The 15,415-nt window shown below is 71.7% G+C and carries 15 protein-coding genes; 6 read left to right on the forward strand and 9 right to left on the reverse strand.

The annotated features are described in order from the left end of the window. Positions 1–19 precede the first annotated feature (19 nt). Together ASG63_RS00065 and ASG63_RS00070 are read right to left on the reverse strand one after the other, a co-directional pair. Positions 20–1,198 carry a phosphoserine transaminase gene (locus ASG63_RS00065; RefSeq protein WP_056210855.1) on the reverse strand — a complete coding sequence of 393 codons (1,179 nt, stop codon included), beginning with the start codon at positions 1,196–1,198 and terminating at the stop codon, positions 20–22. Positions 1,199–1,346: 148 nt separating this feature from the next. Further along, positions 1,347–2,240, reverse strand: coding sequence for a LysR family transcriptional regulator (locus ASG63_RS00070; protein ID WP_056210857.1), 894 nt, complete (start codon positions 2,238–2,240; stop codon positions 1,347–1,349). A 148-nt stretch (positions 2,241–2,388) separates the two neighbouring features. On the opposite strand from ASG63_RS00070, the gene dctA reads away from it, so the two are divergent. Both dctA and ASG63_RS00080 read left to right on the forward strand, forming a co-directional pair. Then, complete coding sequence (dctA, locus tag ASG63_RS00075) at positions 2,389–3,723, forward strand: C4-dicarboxylate transporter DctA (RefSeq protein ID WP_056210858.1); 1,335 nt, start codon at positions 2,389–2,391, stop codon at positions 3,721–3,723. A gap of 59 nt (positions 3,724–3,782) precedes the next feature. Then, complete coding sequence (locus tag ASG63_RS00080) at positions 3,783–4,946, forward strand: mandelate racemase/muconate lactonizing enzyme family protein (RefSeq protein WP_056210860.1); 1,164 nt, start codon at positions 3,783–3,785, stop codon at positions 4,944–4,946. 54 nt (positions 4,947–5,000) lie between these two features. Here ASG63_RS00080 and ASG63_RS00085 read toward each other — a convergent pair whose 3' ends face one another. The 3 genes from ASG63_RS00085 to trmD form a co-directional block, all read right to left on the reverse strand. Beyond that, positions 5,001–5,486: a dienelactone hydrolase family protein gene (locus tag ASG63_RS00085; protein WP_274534707.1), complete on the reverse strand. Its 486-nt coding sequence runs from the start codon at positions 5,484–5,486 to the stop codon at positions 5,001–5,003. After that, positions 5,486–5,752, reverse strand: a complete 267-nt coding sequence (locus tag ASG63_RS26730) for a dienelactone hydrolase family protein (protein WP_274534704.1) — start codon at positions 5,750–5,752, stop codon at positions 5,486–5,488. The genes ASG63_RS00085 and ASG63_RS26730 overlap by 1 nt, the downstream gene beginning before the upstream one ends. Positions 5,753–5,826: 74 nt before the next feature. Then, positions 5,827–6,528, reverse strand: a complete 702-nt coding sequence (gene trmD / locus ASG63_RS00090) for a tRNA (guanosine(37)-N1)-methyltransferase TrmD (protein ID WP_056210863.1) — start codon at positions 6,526–6,528, stop codon at positions 5,827–5,829. Between the two features lie 71 nt (positions 6,529–6,599). On the opposite strand from trmD, the gene ASG63_RS00095 reads away from it, so the two are divergent. Next, positions 6,600–7,412, forward strand: coding sequence for a class I SAM-dependent methyltransferase (locus tag ASG63_RS00095; RefSeq protein ID WP_082559118.1), 813 nt, complete (start codon positions 6,600–6,602; stop codon positions 7,410–7,412). A gap of 20 nt (positions 7,413–7,432) precedes the next feature. Here the strand turns inward: ASG63_RS00095 and ASG63_RS00100 are convergent, their stop codons facing one another. The 3 genes from ASG63_RS00100 to ASG63_RS00110 form a co-directional block, all read right to left on the reverse strand. Continuing rightward, positions 7,433–7,954: a hypothetical protein gene (locus tag ASG63_RS00100; protein ID WP_056210865.1), complete on the reverse strand. Its 522-nt coding sequence runs from the start codon at positions 7,952–7,954 to the stop codon at positions 7,433–7,435. 210 nt (positions 7,955–8,164) lie between these two features. Further along, positions 8,165–9,199: an Atu2307/SP_0267 family LLM class monooxygenase gene (locus ASG63_RS00105; protein WP_056210867.1), complete on the reverse strand. Its 1,035-nt coding sequence runs from the start codon at positions 9,197–9,199 to the stop codon at positions 8,165–8,167. A 67-nt stretch (positions 9,200–9,266) separates the two neighbouring features. Further along, complete coding sequence (locus tag ASG63_RS00110; protein ID WP_056210869.1) at positions 9,267–9,668, reverse strand: DoxX family protein; 402 nt, start codon at positions 9,666–9,668, stop codon at positions 9,267–9,269. Between the two features lie 125 nt (positions 9,669–9,793). Between ASG63_RS00110 and ASG63_RS00115 the strand changes: the two genes are divergently transcribed. The 3 genes from ASG63_RS00115 to ASG63_RS00125 all read left to right on the forward strand — a co-directional run bounded on the left by ASG63_RS00115 (position 9,794) and on the right by ASG63_RS00125 (position 14,601). Then, the gene (locus tag ASG63_RS00115) at positions 9,794–10,696 is read left to right on the forward strand and encodes a LysR family transcriptional regulator (RefSeq protein ID WP_056210871.1); all 903 of its coding nucleotides are present in this window, start codon (positions 9,794–9,796) and stop codon (positions 10,694–10,696) included. Positions 10,697–10,903: 207 nt separating this feature from the next. Beyond that, a complete protein-coding gene (locus ASG63_RS00120) occupies positions 10,904–12,595 on the forward strand; it encodes a methyl-accepting chemotaxis protein (protein WP_056210873.1) in 1,692 nt (563 codons plus the stop codon). Between the two features lie 458 nt (positions 12,596–13,053). After that, the gene (locus ASG63_RS00125; protein WP_056210875.1) at positions 13,054–14,601 is read left to right on the forward strand and encodes a sensor domain-containing diguanylate cyclase; all 1,548 of its coding nucleotides are present in this window, start codon (positions 13,054–13,056) and stop codon (positions 14,599–14,601) included. A gap of 118 nt (positions 14,602–14,719) precedes the next feature. Here ASG63_RS00125 and rimM read toward each other — a convergent pair whose 3' ends face one another. Beyond that, positions 14,720–15,406 (reverse strand): ribosome maturation factor RimM, encoded by a 687-nt coding sequence (rimM, locus tag ASG63_RS00130; RefSeq protein ID WP_056210876.1) that lies wholly within the window; start codon positions 15,404–15,406, stop codon positions 14,720–14,722. Between the last annotated feature and the right edge of the window lie 9 nt (positions 15,407–15,415).

The raw sequence follows: 15,415 nt of genomic DNA on the forward strand, positions 1-15,415 counted from the left end.
CGTCGAGGTCGCGCGGGCGTCAGGCGGCCCGGGCGAGCTTCGCCTTCTCAGACGCGAAGGCCCAGTCGAGCCACGGGGTCAGGGCCTCGAGGTCCGCGGACTCGACCGTGCCGCCGCACCAGATCCTGAGGCCGGCCGGAGCATCCCGGTAGGCGCCGATGTCGAAGGCGATGCCCTCGCGGTCCAGGGTGTCGGCGATGCCCTTGGCGACCGCACCGACGACGGCGTCGCCCATGGCGAGGATGTCCGGGTCGGTGAGGACGAGGCAGATCCCGGTGTTGCTGTAGGTGCCGGGATCGGCGGCGAGGTGGCCGATCCAGGGCGTCCGCGCCACCCAGTCGTGGATGACCCGGGCGTTGGCGTCGGCCCGGGCATGCAGCGCCGGCAGGCCGCCGATGCGCGCGGCCCATTTCAGGGTGTCGAGGTAATCCTCGACCGCCAGCATCGAGGGCGTGTTGATGGTGTCGCCCTTGAAGATGCCCTCGATCAGCTTGCCGTCCTTGGCCAGGCGGAAGACCTTCGGGACTGGCCAGGCCGGGACGTTCGATTCGATGCGGGCGACGGCGCGGGGCGAGAGCACGATCATGCCGTGCGCGGCCTCGCCGCCCATGACCTTCTGCCAGGAGAAGGTGACGACATCGAGCTTGGCCCAGTCCAGTGGCATCGCGAAGGCCGCCGAGGTCGCGTCGCAGATGGTGACGCCCTCGCGGTCGGCGGCGATCCAGTCGCCGTTCGGCACGCGGACGCCGGCGGCGGTGCCGTTCCAGGTGAAGATGACGTCGTTTCGTCGGGTGTCGACGGCCGACAGATCGGGCAGGACGCCGTAATCGCCGACATGCACCCGCGGCGCGATCTTCAGTTCCTTCAGGGCGTCGGTGACCCATTCGAGGCCGAAGGCCTCCCAGGCGACGACCTCGACGGTCTTCGGGCCCAGCATCGACCACATCGCCATCTCGACGGCACCGGTGTCGGAGGCCGGCACGATGCCGATCCGGTAATCGGCCGGCACCTGCAGGACGCTGCGGGTGAGGTCGATGGCCTCCTTGAGCTTGGCCTTGCCGATGGCCGAGCGGTGCGAGCGGCCCAGCGGCGCGTCGGCCAGGGCCTCGAGGCTCCAGCCCGGACGCTTGGTGCAGGGGCCGGAGGAGAAATTCGGCACGCGGGGGCGCGTGGCGGGTCGGTTGGTCACGTGCGTCATCCTTCCAGATGAGAGCTCCTCGTTGGGGAGGAGTGGCCCGCCGACGCCAATGGACCCGCGCCGCACGGGACGCAAGCGGTCGTCCGCCCGGCCGGGATCGGACCGCACACGAGCCGGGGCGAAACGGGTCTCCCGATGACGGCGCGGGTCACGTGTCGCGGAGATAGGCCCAGAGCGCGTCGGCGGCGTGGTTGCGGCACTCCGGCGAGCGGAACAGCCGGATCTCGATAGGCACGTCGAAGGGTTCGGGCCCGGCGCGCCGGAGGCGGCCGCGGGCCTGGTCCTCGGCCGCCACCGTCTGCGGCAGCCAGGCGACGCCGTGGCCTTCGCGCGCCATGGTCGTCAGCGTCGCGGCGAGGTGCGAGGTGAAGCGGGTCGCGAGGTGGAGCGACGCGTCCGTCCGGCAGCTCGCGAGGATGCGCCCGAGGCCCGAGGCCTGACTGTAGGCCAGGTAGGGGATCGGGTCGTCGGGCGATCCGGGCAGCGACCAGGTGCCCGCGCCGCCCGGAGCCGGCGCGCAGAGCGGAACGAGGAGGTCGTGCCCGACCCGGACGCTCTCGAACCGGTCCGGATCGAAGCGCGTCGGCGCATCCGCGTGGAAGTGGCAGAGCAGGAAGTGCACCTCGCCCGACAGCATGATCTGCTCGCAGGCTTCCATGCTGTCCGAGACGAGGTTCAGGGTCCCGAGCATCCGGGACTGCATGACCTGCCGGACCCAGCCCGGGAAGAACGTGAAGGACAGGGCGTGCGTCGCCGCGATCGACAGCGTCGCGGTGTCCTGGGCGCCGACCCCCTGCGCCTCCCGCCGCGCCCGCTCGAGGCTCCGCAGCAGGTCCTGGGCCGCCGGCTGGAAGTGGAGTCCGGCCGGCGTCAGCGTCGCCCCCTGCGCCCCGCGCAGGAACAGGGACGTACCGACCCAGTCCTCCAGGGCCCGGATGCGGCGGCTGAAGGCCGGCTGCGTCACGCTCCGCGCCTCGGCCGCGCGCGAGAACGTCTTCTGCTCGGCCAGCGCGAGGAAGTCCTTCAGCCAGTCCAGGTCCATCCGCCCGTCCGATGCCGTCCCTGCATAGCGCGAACCGAACATGGCATTGGCCGAGCGCAGCTGTCCAGGCGTAAGCACAACGCCAAGCCCCACAAGAGGGATCACCGAGGAAACTGCCTAGAACGTGGCAGATGGGAGGAAACAGAGCATGAAGTCATGGCTCGGCAGGCTCTATGTTCAGGTCTTCATTGCGATCGTCTTGGGTGGTCTTGTCGGCGTCTTGCTGCCGGAGGTCGCCGTGACGCTCCAGCCCCTGGCCGACGGCTTCATCAAGCTGATCAAGATGCTGCTCGCGCCGGTCATCTTCGGCACCATCGTCGTCGGCATCGCCAAGATGGGCAACATGAAGGAGGTCGGGCGCATCGGCGTGCGGGCGCTCGTCTACTTCGAGGTCGTCTCGACGCTCGCCCTCGTCATCGGCCTCGTCGTGGTCAACCTGATGCAGCCGGGCGTGGGCATGAACATCGACGCCAGCCACATCGACGGCAGCGCCATCGCCGCCTACGCCAAGCGGGCCGAGGCGCAGCCGGGCTTCGTCGGCTTCCTGATGGACATCATCCCCACCACCATCGTGGATGCCTTCGCCAAGGGCGCCATGCTGCAGATCATCTTGATCTCGCTGCTGCTCGGCCTCGCCCTGGTCCAGGCCGGCGAGCGCGGCAAGCCGGTGGTCGCCGTCATCGACAGCCTGCTCGACGCGCTGTTCCGCGTCGTCGCCATGGTGATGCGGCTGGCCCCCATCGGGGCCGGGGCGGGGGTCGCCTTCACCATCGGCAAGTACGGGTTCGGCACCGTCTGGTCGCTCGCCTACCTGATGCTCGGCGTCTACGCCACGTCGATCCTGTTCGTCGTGCTGGTGCTCGGCTCGGTCTGCGCCTGGACCGGGTTCTCCCTCGCCAAAGTGCTGAGCTACTTCAAGGACGAGATCCTCATCACCTTCGGGACCTGCTCCACCGAGGCCGTCATGCCGCGCATGATGGCCAAGCTGGAACGGCTGGGCTGCGAGAAATCCGTCGTCGGCCTGGTGCTGCCCACGGGCTACACCTTCAACGCGGACGGCACCTGCATCTACCTGACCATGGCGGCGATCTTCGTGGCGCAGGCCACCAACACGCCACTGGGCCTCGGCGACCAGCTCGTCGTCCTCGGGGTGCTGCTCCTGACCTCGAAAGGCTCCGCGGGCGTGGCCGGGGCCGGGTTCGTCACCCTCGCCGCCACCCTGTCGAGCCTCCACACCGTCCCGGTCGCCGGCCTCGTGCTCCTGCTCGGCGTCGACCGCTTCATGAACGAGGCGCGGGCGGTCACCAACCTCATCGGCAACGCGGTGGCCACCATCGCGATCGCCCAGTGGGAGGGCGCCTTCGATCGCGGCGGGGCCGAGGAGGCCTACCGCAACCGGGCCGCCATCGCCGCCGCCGACGTCGTTCCGGCCGAGACCCGGCCGGGAGCCGATCGGGCATTGCCCGCCGCGCTCGCCTCCTGAGGCCGCGCCCCCGTCACCCCACCCATTTCCCTCCGCCCAGTGAACCCAGGAGAGTCCCCATGCGCATCGTCGACGTCTGCGAGGTCACCAAGCCGATCGCCTCGCCCATCCGCAACGCCTACATCGACTTCTCGAAGATGACCGCCAGCCTCGTCGCCGTCGTCACCGACATCGAGCGCGACGGCCGCCGGGTGGTGGGCTACGGCTTCAACTCGAACGGCCGCTACGGCCAGGGCGGCCTCATCCGCGAGCGCTTCCGCAATCGCCTCCTGGAAGCCGACCCCAAGAGCGTACTGAACGCGGCCGGGGACAACCTCGACCCGCACAAGCTCTGGGCGGCGATGATGACCAACGAGAAGCCCGGCGGCCACGGCGAGCGCTCGGTGGCGGTGGGCACCCTCGACATGGCGATCTGGGACGCGACCGCCAAGATCGCCGGCAAGCCGCTGTTCCGGATGCTCGCCGAGCAGAAGGGCATCGAGGCCGACCCGCGCGTCTTCGTCTACGCGGCGGGCGGCTACTACTATCCGGGCAAGGACGACACCCAGCTGCGCGCCGAGATGCGCAGTTACCTCGACCGCGGCTACACCGTGGTGAAGATGAAGATCGGCGGCGTTCCGATCGCGGAGGACCAGCGCCGCATCGAGGCGGTGCTCGCGGAGATCGGCTCGGCCGCGCAGCTCGCCGTCGACGTGAACGGGCGCTTCGACCTCGAGACCGCCATCGCCTACGCCAAGATGCTCCGCCAGTACCCGCTGTTCTGGTACGAGGAGATCGGCGATCCCCTCGACTACGCCCTGCAGGCGGCGATGTCGGAGTTCTATCCGGGCCCGATGGCCACGGGCGAGAACCTGTTCTCGCATCAGGACGCCCGCAACCTCCTGCGCTACGGCGGCATGCGCCCGGACCGCGACTGGCTGCAGTTCGACTGCGCCCTGTCCTACGGCTTGGTGGAGTACCTGCGCACCCTCGACGTGCTGGAGCAGTTCGGCTGGTCGCCGAAGCGCTGCATCCCGCATGGTGGGCACCAGATGTCGCTCAACATCGCGGCGGGCCTCGGCCTCGGCGGAAACGAGAGCTATCCGGACCTGTTCCAGCCCTATGGCGGCTTCCCGGACGGGGTGCGGGTCGAGGCCGGGCACATCGTCATGCCCGAGCTTCCCGGCATCGGCTTCGAGGGCAAGTCGGACCTCATCGCGGTGATGCGCGACCTCGCCGCCTGAAACGGTCGCGTGGGCCGTGCGGGACGGCGGCATCCCGCGCGGTCCGCGCACGCCTCATGCGCTCGCGCGGGGGCCGCCCGGCAGGGTTCGGCGGAACAGGGCAAGCAGCGCGTCCCATCCCTGCGCGGCGGCCTCGGCGTCGTAGACGGGGAAGTCCGGCATCATCCAGCCGTGGGCGGCCGGGTAGATCCGGGTAGAGTACCGGACGCCCGCCTGCGTCAGGGCCTCCTCCAGGCGCTCGGCCATCGCGGGCGGGTAGCTGCCATCGTTCTCGGCCGCCGCGATGGTGACCTCCGCCCGCAGCTTCGCGACGAACCGGTGCGGGCTCGTCGGTGCGTCGGTGGCGAGGTTGCCGCCGTGGAAGCTGGCCACCGCCGCGAAGCGATCCGGGTTCCGCCCCGCCGCGGCCAGCGCCATGCCGCCACCCATGCAGAAGCCCACGGCACCGACGGTCGCGCCCGCGACGTCGGCGCGCGTATCGAGATAGGCCAGGATCGCGTCCGTATCCCCCGCCGCCTTCTGGGGATCGGTCGTGGCCATCAGCGGGCCGAGGGTTGCGCGGAAGTCGCCGGCGAAGACCTCCCGCGGCACGAAGGGGCCGTACCGTAGCGGTAGAAGAGATCCGGCAGGGCGACGACGTAGCCGGCCTCGGACAGGTGCCGGGCCATGTCGCGCATCGCAGGCCGGATTCCCCCGGCATCCATGTAGAGGATCACCGCCGGCCACGGCCCGTGGCCGGGGGGCACCAGGACGTCCATCGGGCAATCCCCGTCGGGCGTCCGGATCGTTACGCGCTCGTTCGGCATCGGCCTCTCCCGGTTCGGATCCCGGCGACTATGCCCGGTGCGGGTGGCGGGGCAACCCGGCCGGAGGCGACGCGTCAGTCCTCGCGGGAGCGCAGCAGGTCGGGTCGGCGCTCCTGGGTGAGGCGCAGGGCCTCGGCCCGGCGCCATCGCGCGATGGCGCCGTGGTTGCCGCCGGTGAGGACGTCCGGGATCGCCCGGCCCTCCCAGTCCCGGGGGCGGGTGTAGTGCGGGTATTCGAGATGGCCCGTCTCGAAGCTCTCCTCCTCGCCGGAGGCGAGCTTGCCCATCACGCCGGGCAGGAGGCGCACGCAGGCGTCGAGCACCACAAGGGCGGCGATCTCGCCGCCGGAGAGGATGTAGTCGCCGATGGAGACCTCCTCGAGGCCGCGCCCGGCGATCACGCGCTCGTCCACGCCCTCGAAGCGGCCGCAGACGACGAGCACGCCGGGCCCCGCGCTCAAGGACCGGACGCGCGCCTGCGTCAGGGGGCGGCCCCGTGGACTCATGAGGAGCCGGGGCCGGGGATCGTCGGGCGCGCCCGCGGCGTCGATGGCGGCGGCGAGGACGTCGCAGCGCAGCACCATGCCGGCGCCGCCCCCGGCGGGGGTGTCGTCCACCGCCCGGTGCCGGCCTAGGCCGTGCTCGCGGATGTCGCGGGCCTCCAGGCTCCAGGTGCCCCGCGCCAGCGCATCCCCGGACAGGGACACCCCGAGCGGCCCCGGAAACATCTCCGGATAGAGGGTGAGGACGGTGGCGTTCCAGGGACTGGCGGTCATGGTGCTTACTGGCGCGCGCAGGCGCGCTGGGTCAACGTGGCACCGATCCGGCGACGGCGGGTTAAGCCTGCATGGCCGCTTCCCCCTCGCTCCGTCCCCGGCTCCTCGTTGCCCTCGTCCGGACCGTCACCCTGGCGCTGGCCCTGACGGGGTTCGGCCTGTTGCGGCCCGTCCGGGCGGCCGAGCCTTTGGCCCCGGCGGGTACGCCCGCCGCGGCCTTCCCGAGGCCCGACCGGCCGGTGGCCGAGATCGTCGCCCCGCTCTGGGCCTCGGAGGCGCAGCGCGATTCGGTCGACGAGGTCGGGCAGGTGATGCGGCTCATGGGCATCGCGGCCGGCCAGAGCGTCGCCGATATCGGCGCGGGCAGCGGCTACTACACGGTGCGGATGGCCGAGCGGGTCGGTCCCCAGGGACACGTCTATGCCGAGGACGTGACGCCGCGCTACCTGGCAGGGCTGGAGGGGCGCATCGCCAAGAGCGCGCTCACCAACGTCACGGTGGTGCGTGGCGAGCCGCACGATCCACGCCTGCCGCCGGCCTCCCTCGACGCCGCCGTGCTGGTCCACATGTACCACGAGATCGCCCAGCCCTTCGGCCTGCTCCACAACCTCGCGCCGATGATGAAGCCGGGCGGCCGGATCGGGATCGTCGACGCCGACGACGTGCCCTCGCGGCACGGCACGCCGCCGGCGCTGCTCGCCTGCGAGCTGACGGCCGCCGGATACCGTCAGACCGGCTTCTCGGTGCTGGAGGGCGGCGTCGGCTACCTCGCGATCTTCGCGGCGCCCGCCGCCGCCGACCGGCCGAATCCGGGTTCCATCCGCCCCTGCCGGGACGAGACCACCCGGGGCGCCAAGGATGGGGCGTCCAAGCGCGCGCGGTGAGCGGGTGGGCGACTCCGCCGTCAGGCGCTGGTGTCGAGGACCAGGGCCGAGGACGCGCTGCTGGTGCGGTTCGTTCCGTTGGCGCCGTAGGCGGACCCGGTGGCCTGGACGCTCTGCAGTTGCTTGATGAAGCTGCTCAGGAGGTCGCTGACCGAGGCGCGCGTGGCGGAGCCGTTCGTCGTGCCGTCATCCGAACCGGACGCCGCGCCGTCCGGCGACGGACCTGGGGGCGGGCCGCCCGCCTCGCGCGCACCGTCGGCCTGCGACGCGCGCGTGCTCTGCCCGCCGCTGGCGAAGAGGGATTTCAGCGCGCCCGCCTGATCGTCCGTGAGGGTGCCGGCGCTGACCTGATCCGCGATCAGTCCGTCGATCCGGTCCGTCAGGGAGGCCGGATCGCGTGCCGCCGCCGCTCCCCCGGCGGCCTTGCCGCTCGACGACGCGGACAGGCCCGTGTCGATCGCCGTGAGGGCCGAGGTGAGGGCGGTGGCGTCCGTGCCGCTCAGGGCGCCGGCGGACAGTTCGCTGGAGATGGTCGACGCCATCTGCTCCTTCATCGCCCCGTGAGGGCGCGGTGGCGGCCGCGGAGCGAAAACCGGGGAGGCCGCGGAGGCAATGGTGCTCATGGGGGCGCACGGGGGTTCGGGGCACCGGGAAAGCCCGGCCGTCGATACGTGGGAAATCTACCCACGCGACGCTTAACAGCCGGTTATCCGGGTTTCACGATTTGGCGGGGCGGTGACGGGGCGGGAGCGTCAGGCGGCCGCCCTCACTCGCGGCTTCACCTCGGTGCCCAGCAGGGCGATGGAGCGCTGCATGGCCTCCGGCTCCTGCATCGCCGAGCTCATCTGGAAGGTGAGGCGGGACAGGCCGCCGAGGACGGCGTCGGCGGCCCGCACCTTCGCGGCGACCGTCTCCGGGGCGCCGATGAGGTAGGACCCGCCGGGCGCGCACATGGCGGCGAACTGCTCCTCGAGGCCGGAACTCGGCCAGCCGCGTTCGGCTCCGATCTTGCCGAACATCGCGGCCCAGCCCGGATAGAACGCCTCCCGGGCCGCGCGGTCGGTGTCGGCGACGAAGCCGATGGCGTGGACGCCGACCTTCAGGGTCTCGGGGGCGTGCCCGGCCCGGCGGCCGGCCTCGCGGTAGAGCTCCACCAGGGGCCGGAAGCGCTCGAAGCGGCCGCCGATGATCGCCACCATCAGGGGCAGGCCGAGGGTGCCGGCGCGGGCGAAGGAGGCCGGCGTCCCGCCCACGCCGACCCAGATCGGGAGGCGCTCCTGGTACGGGCGCGGGTAGACGCCCTGTCCGGTGAGCGGGGGGCGGAAGCGGCCCCGCCAGGTGACGTGGGTCTGCGCGCGCAGGGCGAGCAGCAGCTCGAGCTTCTCCGCGAACAGGGCGTCGTAGTCCTCGGCCGCGAAGCCGAAGAGCGGGTAGGCCTCGCCGAAGGAGCCCCGTCCGACCACCATCTCGGCGCGGCCCCGGGCGATCAGGTCGAGGGTGGCGAAGTCCTGGAAGACCCGCACCGGATCGGCCGCGCTCAGCACGGTCACGGCGCTGGTCAGGCGGATGCGACGGGTGCGGGCGGCCGCGGCCGCCAGGATGACGGCGGGGGCGGCGTCGAGGAACTCCGCCCGGTGATGCTCGCCGATGCCGAACACGTCGAGGCCAGAGCGGTCGGCGGCTTCGACCTCGTCGAGCAGGCGTTCCATGCGCTCGGCCGCCGAGAGGGTCCGGCCCGTCTTCGGATCGGGGAGGGTGACGGCGAAGCTGTCGATGCCGATGTCCATGGTGGGGTTTCTCGCGGGCGGGGGCGACGTGACGCGGGGGCGACGGGCAGCGAAGGGTTTCCGCCGATCAGCGCCGCAGGCCCAGGACCGAGCGGGTCTGGTCCCGGCGCAGCCAGGCCAGGGTCGCGGTCAGGACGAGGAGCATTGCGGCCGGGGCGGCGGGCGTGGGCAGGACGACCAGGTGGGCGATCACGGCGCCCACCATGGTGGCGGCGAGCCAGAGGGCGGCGAGGCCCGCGAAGCCGGGGATCAGCAGGGCGACGGCGCCGGCGACCTCCACGAGGCCGGTGACGATCCGGAACCACTGGCCGACGCCGATGAGGTCGTAGACCTGCACCATCATCGGCGCGCAGGCGAGCTTGGCGCCGCCCGCCGCGAGGAAGACGAGGGCGAGGAGACCCTGCAGCGCCCAGGCCGTGACGGTGCGGGCGCGCGTGGGAGCGGGAGAGGCGGTGAGGGCGAGGGACATGGGGGATCATCCGGGTCTGCGATCGCCGGGGCCGGAGCGGCTCGGCTGTGAGTCCCGATCTAGGTGGTGGCCCTCTCCCAGCGAAGCCTCTATCATTCGATGCATCCCATCACCCAGGCAGATGGATGCTCGACCCGCTCACCCTCGATCAGCTCCGCACCTTCGTGGCCGCCGTGGACACCGGCAGCTTCTCGGCCGCCGGACGCAAGCTCGGACGCGCGCAGTCCCTGGTGAGCCAGTCCCTGGCCAACCTGGAAGCCCAGTCGGGGGTGAAGCTGTTCGACCGCACCAGCCGTTACCCGGTGCTGACGGAGGCCGGGCGCGTGCTCCTGGCCCATGCGCGCGCCACGGTGGCGGCCTCCGAGACCTTCAAGGCGCAGGCCCGCGACCTCGCCGGCGGCCTGGAGCCGGAGGTGAGCATCGTCCTCGACGTGCTGTTTCCGATCCAGGTGGTGACGCAGGCGATCGCGGCCTTCCAGCCGGCCTTCCCCGAGACGCCCCTGCGCATTCAGGTCGAGACCCTGGGGGCGGTGATCGCGCCGGTCCTCGACGGACGCTGCGCCTTCGCGGTGGCGGGGGCGACGCCGCTGTTGCCTCCCGAACTTGCCCGCGAGCCCCTGCGGCAGATCGAACTCGTGATGGTCGCGGCGCCCGCTCACCCGCTCGCCCGCCGGACCGGCCCGATCGCCACCGCCGACCTCGCCGAACAGGTCCAGCTCGTTCTGACCGACCGCAGCGACCTGACCAAGGGGCGGGAATTCGGCGTGTTCTCGCCGCGCACTTGGCGGCTCGCCGACCTCGGATCGAAGCACGCCTTCCTGCGCTCCGGTCTCGGCTGGGGCGGCATGCCCCTGGACGTGGTGGCCGAGGATCTCGCCAACGGTCAGCTCGTGCGCCTCGACGTCGCTGCCCTGCCGAAGGGCGGTCTGTTCCTGCCGATGTGGGCCGTCTACCCGATGGAGCGTCCGCCGGGCCCGGCCGGCCGCTGGCTCATCGGCCAGCTCCGCGACGTCTCCCCGGGCGCCTGATCCGGGGAAGGCAGGTGGGCCTCGGCCGCGCTCGCGCCGAGCTGGATCGGGGATGATCCGCGGCTTCGAGCGGTCTCGGATCGATCCGCACCACCGGGCCTCTCGAAATGACGGGTTTCAGTTCATCTAGACGAAGAAATCCTCCACAATCTCCATCAAACTTTAATCGGCGTGCTGGATCTTGACCGAAAAATTCGGGATGCTCCCATGTCGTTTTTATCCAGGGTCAAGATTTTACCGAAGCTGGGAGCCATCGTAGCGCTCATCGCCCTAATGGTCGGCGTCTGTGTCTGGTTCGCTCAGGGGCGTATGACGGAGATCGACAATGCCTATAGTCTGTTCATCTCACGGGATGCCAAGGGTGCGGCGACCGCCCGCCGGGTGAACCGGCTCGTTTTCGAGATGAATTACTGGGTCTACCGGGTCATCGCGGAAACCGACGACGCCCAGATGAAGGCGGCCAATGACGGATTCGAGGCCACGCTCGCGCCGATGCGCCAGGCCCTCGCCGACCTGCGCCTGCAGGCCCCGTCCTTCGGCACCCGCGTCGAGGCGCAGACCGCGCGCGTCGAGCGGTTCGTGCAAGACGTGTCCGAGGTCCGCCGGCTGGGGACGGCGAACCGGAACGCGGAGGCCATCGTTCTGGTGCACCGCGCCATCGACCCGACTTTCGCCCTCATGGTCCAGGAAGGCAGCCAGCTCGGCGAGGACATCGCCGCGTCAATGGAGAAGGGCTCGGCCGATTTGACCGCCCAGACCAATGCCACCCGCCACAGCCTGATCCTGTTCAGCACCCTCGGCATGCTCGCCGGCCTCCTGACCGCCGCCTTCGTGGGCATCCTGGGGATCACCCGGCCGCTGGCCAGCCTGGTCGGCGTTCTCGAGCGCATGGCGCAGGGCTCCTTCGAGGCGACGATCCCGGAGGCGCGCCGCGGCGACGAGGTCGGCGCGGTCGCCCGCGCGGTTGAGGGCATCAAGACGATGGTGGCGCAGAAGGCGGCCGAGCAGGCCGAGATCCGCCGCATCGCCGACGCGGCCGCGGTGACGGAACGCAGGCGCACGATGATCGAGCTTGCGGACGGCTTCGAGCGCGCCGTGGGCGGCATCGTCGGTCTCGTCTCGTCCTCGGCGACGGAGTTGCAGGCGACGGCCCAGCAGATGACTGCGACGGCCCAGGAGACGGCGGCCCAGTCCAGCCAGGTCGCAGCGGCGGCCGAGGAGGCCGCGTCGAACGTCGGCACCGTGGCGGCCGCCGCCGAGGAACTCGGCTCCTCGGTCCAGGAGATCGGCCGACAGGTTCAGGGCTCGGCGGGGCTCGCGCAGGCGGCCGTCGGCGAGGCGGATCAGACGGGCCAGCTTGTCCAGGCCCTGCGGACCACCTCGGCCCGGATCGGCGACATGGTCGGGCTGATCTCGAACATCGCCGGGCAGACCAACCTGCTGGCGCTGAACGCCACCATCGAGGCGGCGCGGGCGGGCGAAGCGGGGCGGGGTTTCGCGGTGGTGGCCACGGAGGTCAAGGAGCTGGCCGGGCAGACCGCCCGGGCGACGGAGGAGATCGCGCGCCAGATCGGCGAGATCCAGGGCGTCACCGACCAGGCGGTCTCCGCGATCGGGGGCATCACCGGCCGGATCCGCGAGATCGACGGAATGGCGAGCGGCATCGCCGCGGCGGTCGAGCAGCAGGGGGCCGCCACCCAGGAGATCGTGCGCAACGTCGCCCAGGCGGCCCAGGGCACGAGCGAGGTCACCGGCAACATCTCGGGCGTGGCCAGGGCCTCGGAGGAGACCGGTGCGGCGGCCACGCAGGTGCTCGCCTCGGCCTCCGAGCTGTCGCGGCAGTCCGAGCATCTCAGCGCCGAGGTGAGCCGGTTCCTCTCGGGCGTCCGCGCCGCCTGAGACCCCGTCCGATGGATGGCCTCGGGTGGCTCGGTCGGATCAGGACCCCTTTTCCGTGCGGGCGGAGGCCGGGGTGAGGGGCATGCCCCATCCGACGCGGTTCCACACTCCACCCGTCCCTCTCCGTCCTGGAGAGGGGACCCGCGCGTGACAGGTGCCGTCGGACTCGACCGGAGCGGGCATGCGGCAGCCCAGGCAGGGCCTGATTCGGCCGGGGCCATGCCCTTCCTCCGAGTCGGATCGCCGCGCCATGTGACCCGAAAAGGTGCCCCACCGGGGCCCCCAGGCCGCGGAACCGCCCGGCGGCTCCCGGCCTCGGCGTCCCGAAGTGGTTTGCTGAGACAAATGGGCTCCGGCGTCACCGCGTCGGTTTCCGGCTTGGGGACGGACAAGCTCTGCTTAGGACTTTCCGTGGCATCTGAGTCTCGAATGCACAACCGGAGGTTTCGGAGTCGCCGATGCGGATGCTGCCGGATCTCACGAGCCGCCTGAGCGCGGCGCGAGCCTGGATCGGACTCGGCGTCCTGGCGCCTCTCGGCCTCCTCGTGGTGTCCGGCCTGATGCTGGTCGATCTGCGCAACGATGCCCGGGACAAGGCCGCGCAGACGTCCCGCAACCTGCTTCAGGTCATCGAACGCGACATCGCGCGCAACGTCGAGATCGTCGACCTCTCCCTGCGCGGCGCCGTCGACAATCTCGCGGCGCCGGGCTTCTCGGCCGTGAGTCCGGCCCTGCGCCAGCTGATCCTCTTCGACCGGGCCGTCACGGCACGGGACATGGGGGTCTTCCTCGTGGTCGACGAGAACGGCGACACCGTCTACGACGCGAACGCGGTCCCGGCCCGGCGCCTGAACAACGCCGACCGCAGCTATTTCCGCGCCCATCGCGACCGGGCCGACCTCGGCCTGTTCATCAGCGAGCCCATGACCTCGCGGATGCTCGGCGTCCCCATCATCGTGCTCAGTCGCCGGATCAACAAGCCGGACGGTAGCTTCGGCGGCGTGGTCCAGGCCTCCCTGAAGCTCACCTATTTCAGCCGCCTGTTCGCCAATCTCGCCCTCGGCGCCAAGGGCGCGATCAACCTCTATGCCCGCGACGGGCGGCGCATCATGCGGCACCCCTTCTTCGAAGGCGCGATCGGGGACAGCGTCGCGGCCTCGCCGTCCTTTCAGCGCTTCGTGCGGGAGGGCAGCGGCAGCTTCCTCGGCAGCGCCGTCCGCAGCACCGAGCCGCGCCACCACACCTTCACGCGGATCGGCGACCTCCCCCTGATCCTCGCCGTGACCCTGGCGCCCGACGAGATCGATGCCGAGTGGCGCGCCAAGGCGCTGGTGATCGGCAGCATCGTGTCGATCCTGTGCGGGCTCTGCGCCGGCCTCTCGCTGCTCTTCGGGCGCGAGCTCCGGCACCGGGGACGGATGCAGGTGGAACTGGCGCGCCTCTCCCTCACCGATCCGCTGACCGGCCTGCCGAACCGGCGCCGCTTCGAGGAGGCCCTGGCGGATGTCGAACGGTCGGGTCGCTCCGGCGGCGCGCCGTTCTCCCTGCTGGTCATCGACGCCGATCACTTCAAGGCGGTGAACGACCGCCACGGACACGCCGTCGGGGACGAGGTCCTGCAGGGATTGGCGCGCTGCCTCCTGGCGAGTGCGCGCCACCCGGGCGATCTCGTCTGCCGGGTGGGCGGCGAGGAGTTCGTGATGCTGCTCGCCGGAACGGACGGTGCGGGCGCCCAGCGGGTGGCCGACGCCGTCCATGCCGAAGTCCGCCGCCTCGGGCTTCCCGCCGCCGGCATCCCGGCGGGCGCCCTGACGGTGAGCATCGGCCTGGCCAGCACCGCGTCGGTCCGCGCGGGGGCGAGAGGGGCCAGAGAGCTCTACCGCGTCGCCGACGCGGCGCTCTACGCCGCGAAGGGGAGTGGTCGCAACCGGACCTGCATCGGTCCGCCGCGGAGCGCGTGCGCACCGGGCGAGGGGGCACCGGGCGCGCAGGCCGACGCCGCCTGAGAGCCGGGTGCGTCGCGCGGCCGGGTGCGGAGATCGCAGGCGGAGGACTCTTTCCCGTCCGGGGAAGAGGGATTTCGGCAATCGGCGGCGTCGGCGCGATCGCGCGGCCGCCTTCCCCTCAGGCGGGCTCGTCCGGGGGGCGCGGCTGGGCCGGGGCGAACAGGTCCTCCGGCGGATCGACCACGACGCGGCCGCCGGCGATGTCGAGCTCGGGCACGAAGATTTTGGTGAAGGGCAGGAGGGCGGTGGCACCGCCCAGGGCCGGCTTGATCTCCAGGAGATCGCCGCCGCCGTAGTTCGGCACGTCCGCGACGGTGCCCAGGACCGTGCCCTGCGTGTCGACCACCGCGAGGCCGACGAGGTCGGCTGTGAAGAATTCGTCCGCGTCCGACACGGTGCCGAGACGCTCGCGCGGCAGGTACAGGGCGAGGCGGTTGAGGCCTTCCGCGCCGGTGCGGTCGCCGACGCCCTTCACCCGCACGACCAGCAGGTCGGGGGAGGCGCCGCCGGCCTGCCGGACGTCCGTGAGTTCGACGCGGCGGCCGTCGGCGCCGATCAGCGGCCCATAGGACGCGATCGCCTGCGGGTCGCCGGTGTAGGATTTCAACCGGACCTCGCCGTTGAGCCCGTGCGCCCGCCCGAACTCGCCCATCTGGACGAGGCTCGGGTCGGTGGGCGGCAGGGGCGCGTCGGCCTCGGGCCGCGGCCGGTGGGCCGAGGTGGCCGCCGCGCTGCCGATGCGGCCGGGCCGCGCACGGCGCCCGCCGTCACCGTGGGTCGATGTGCCTCCGGGACGACGGGCCATGCGGGGGAC

Source organism: Methylobacterium sp. Leaf94 (genome assembly GCF_001426045.1).
Lineage (GTDB): Bacteria > Pseudomonadota > Alphaproteobacteria > Rhizobiales > Beijerinckiaceae > Methylobacterium.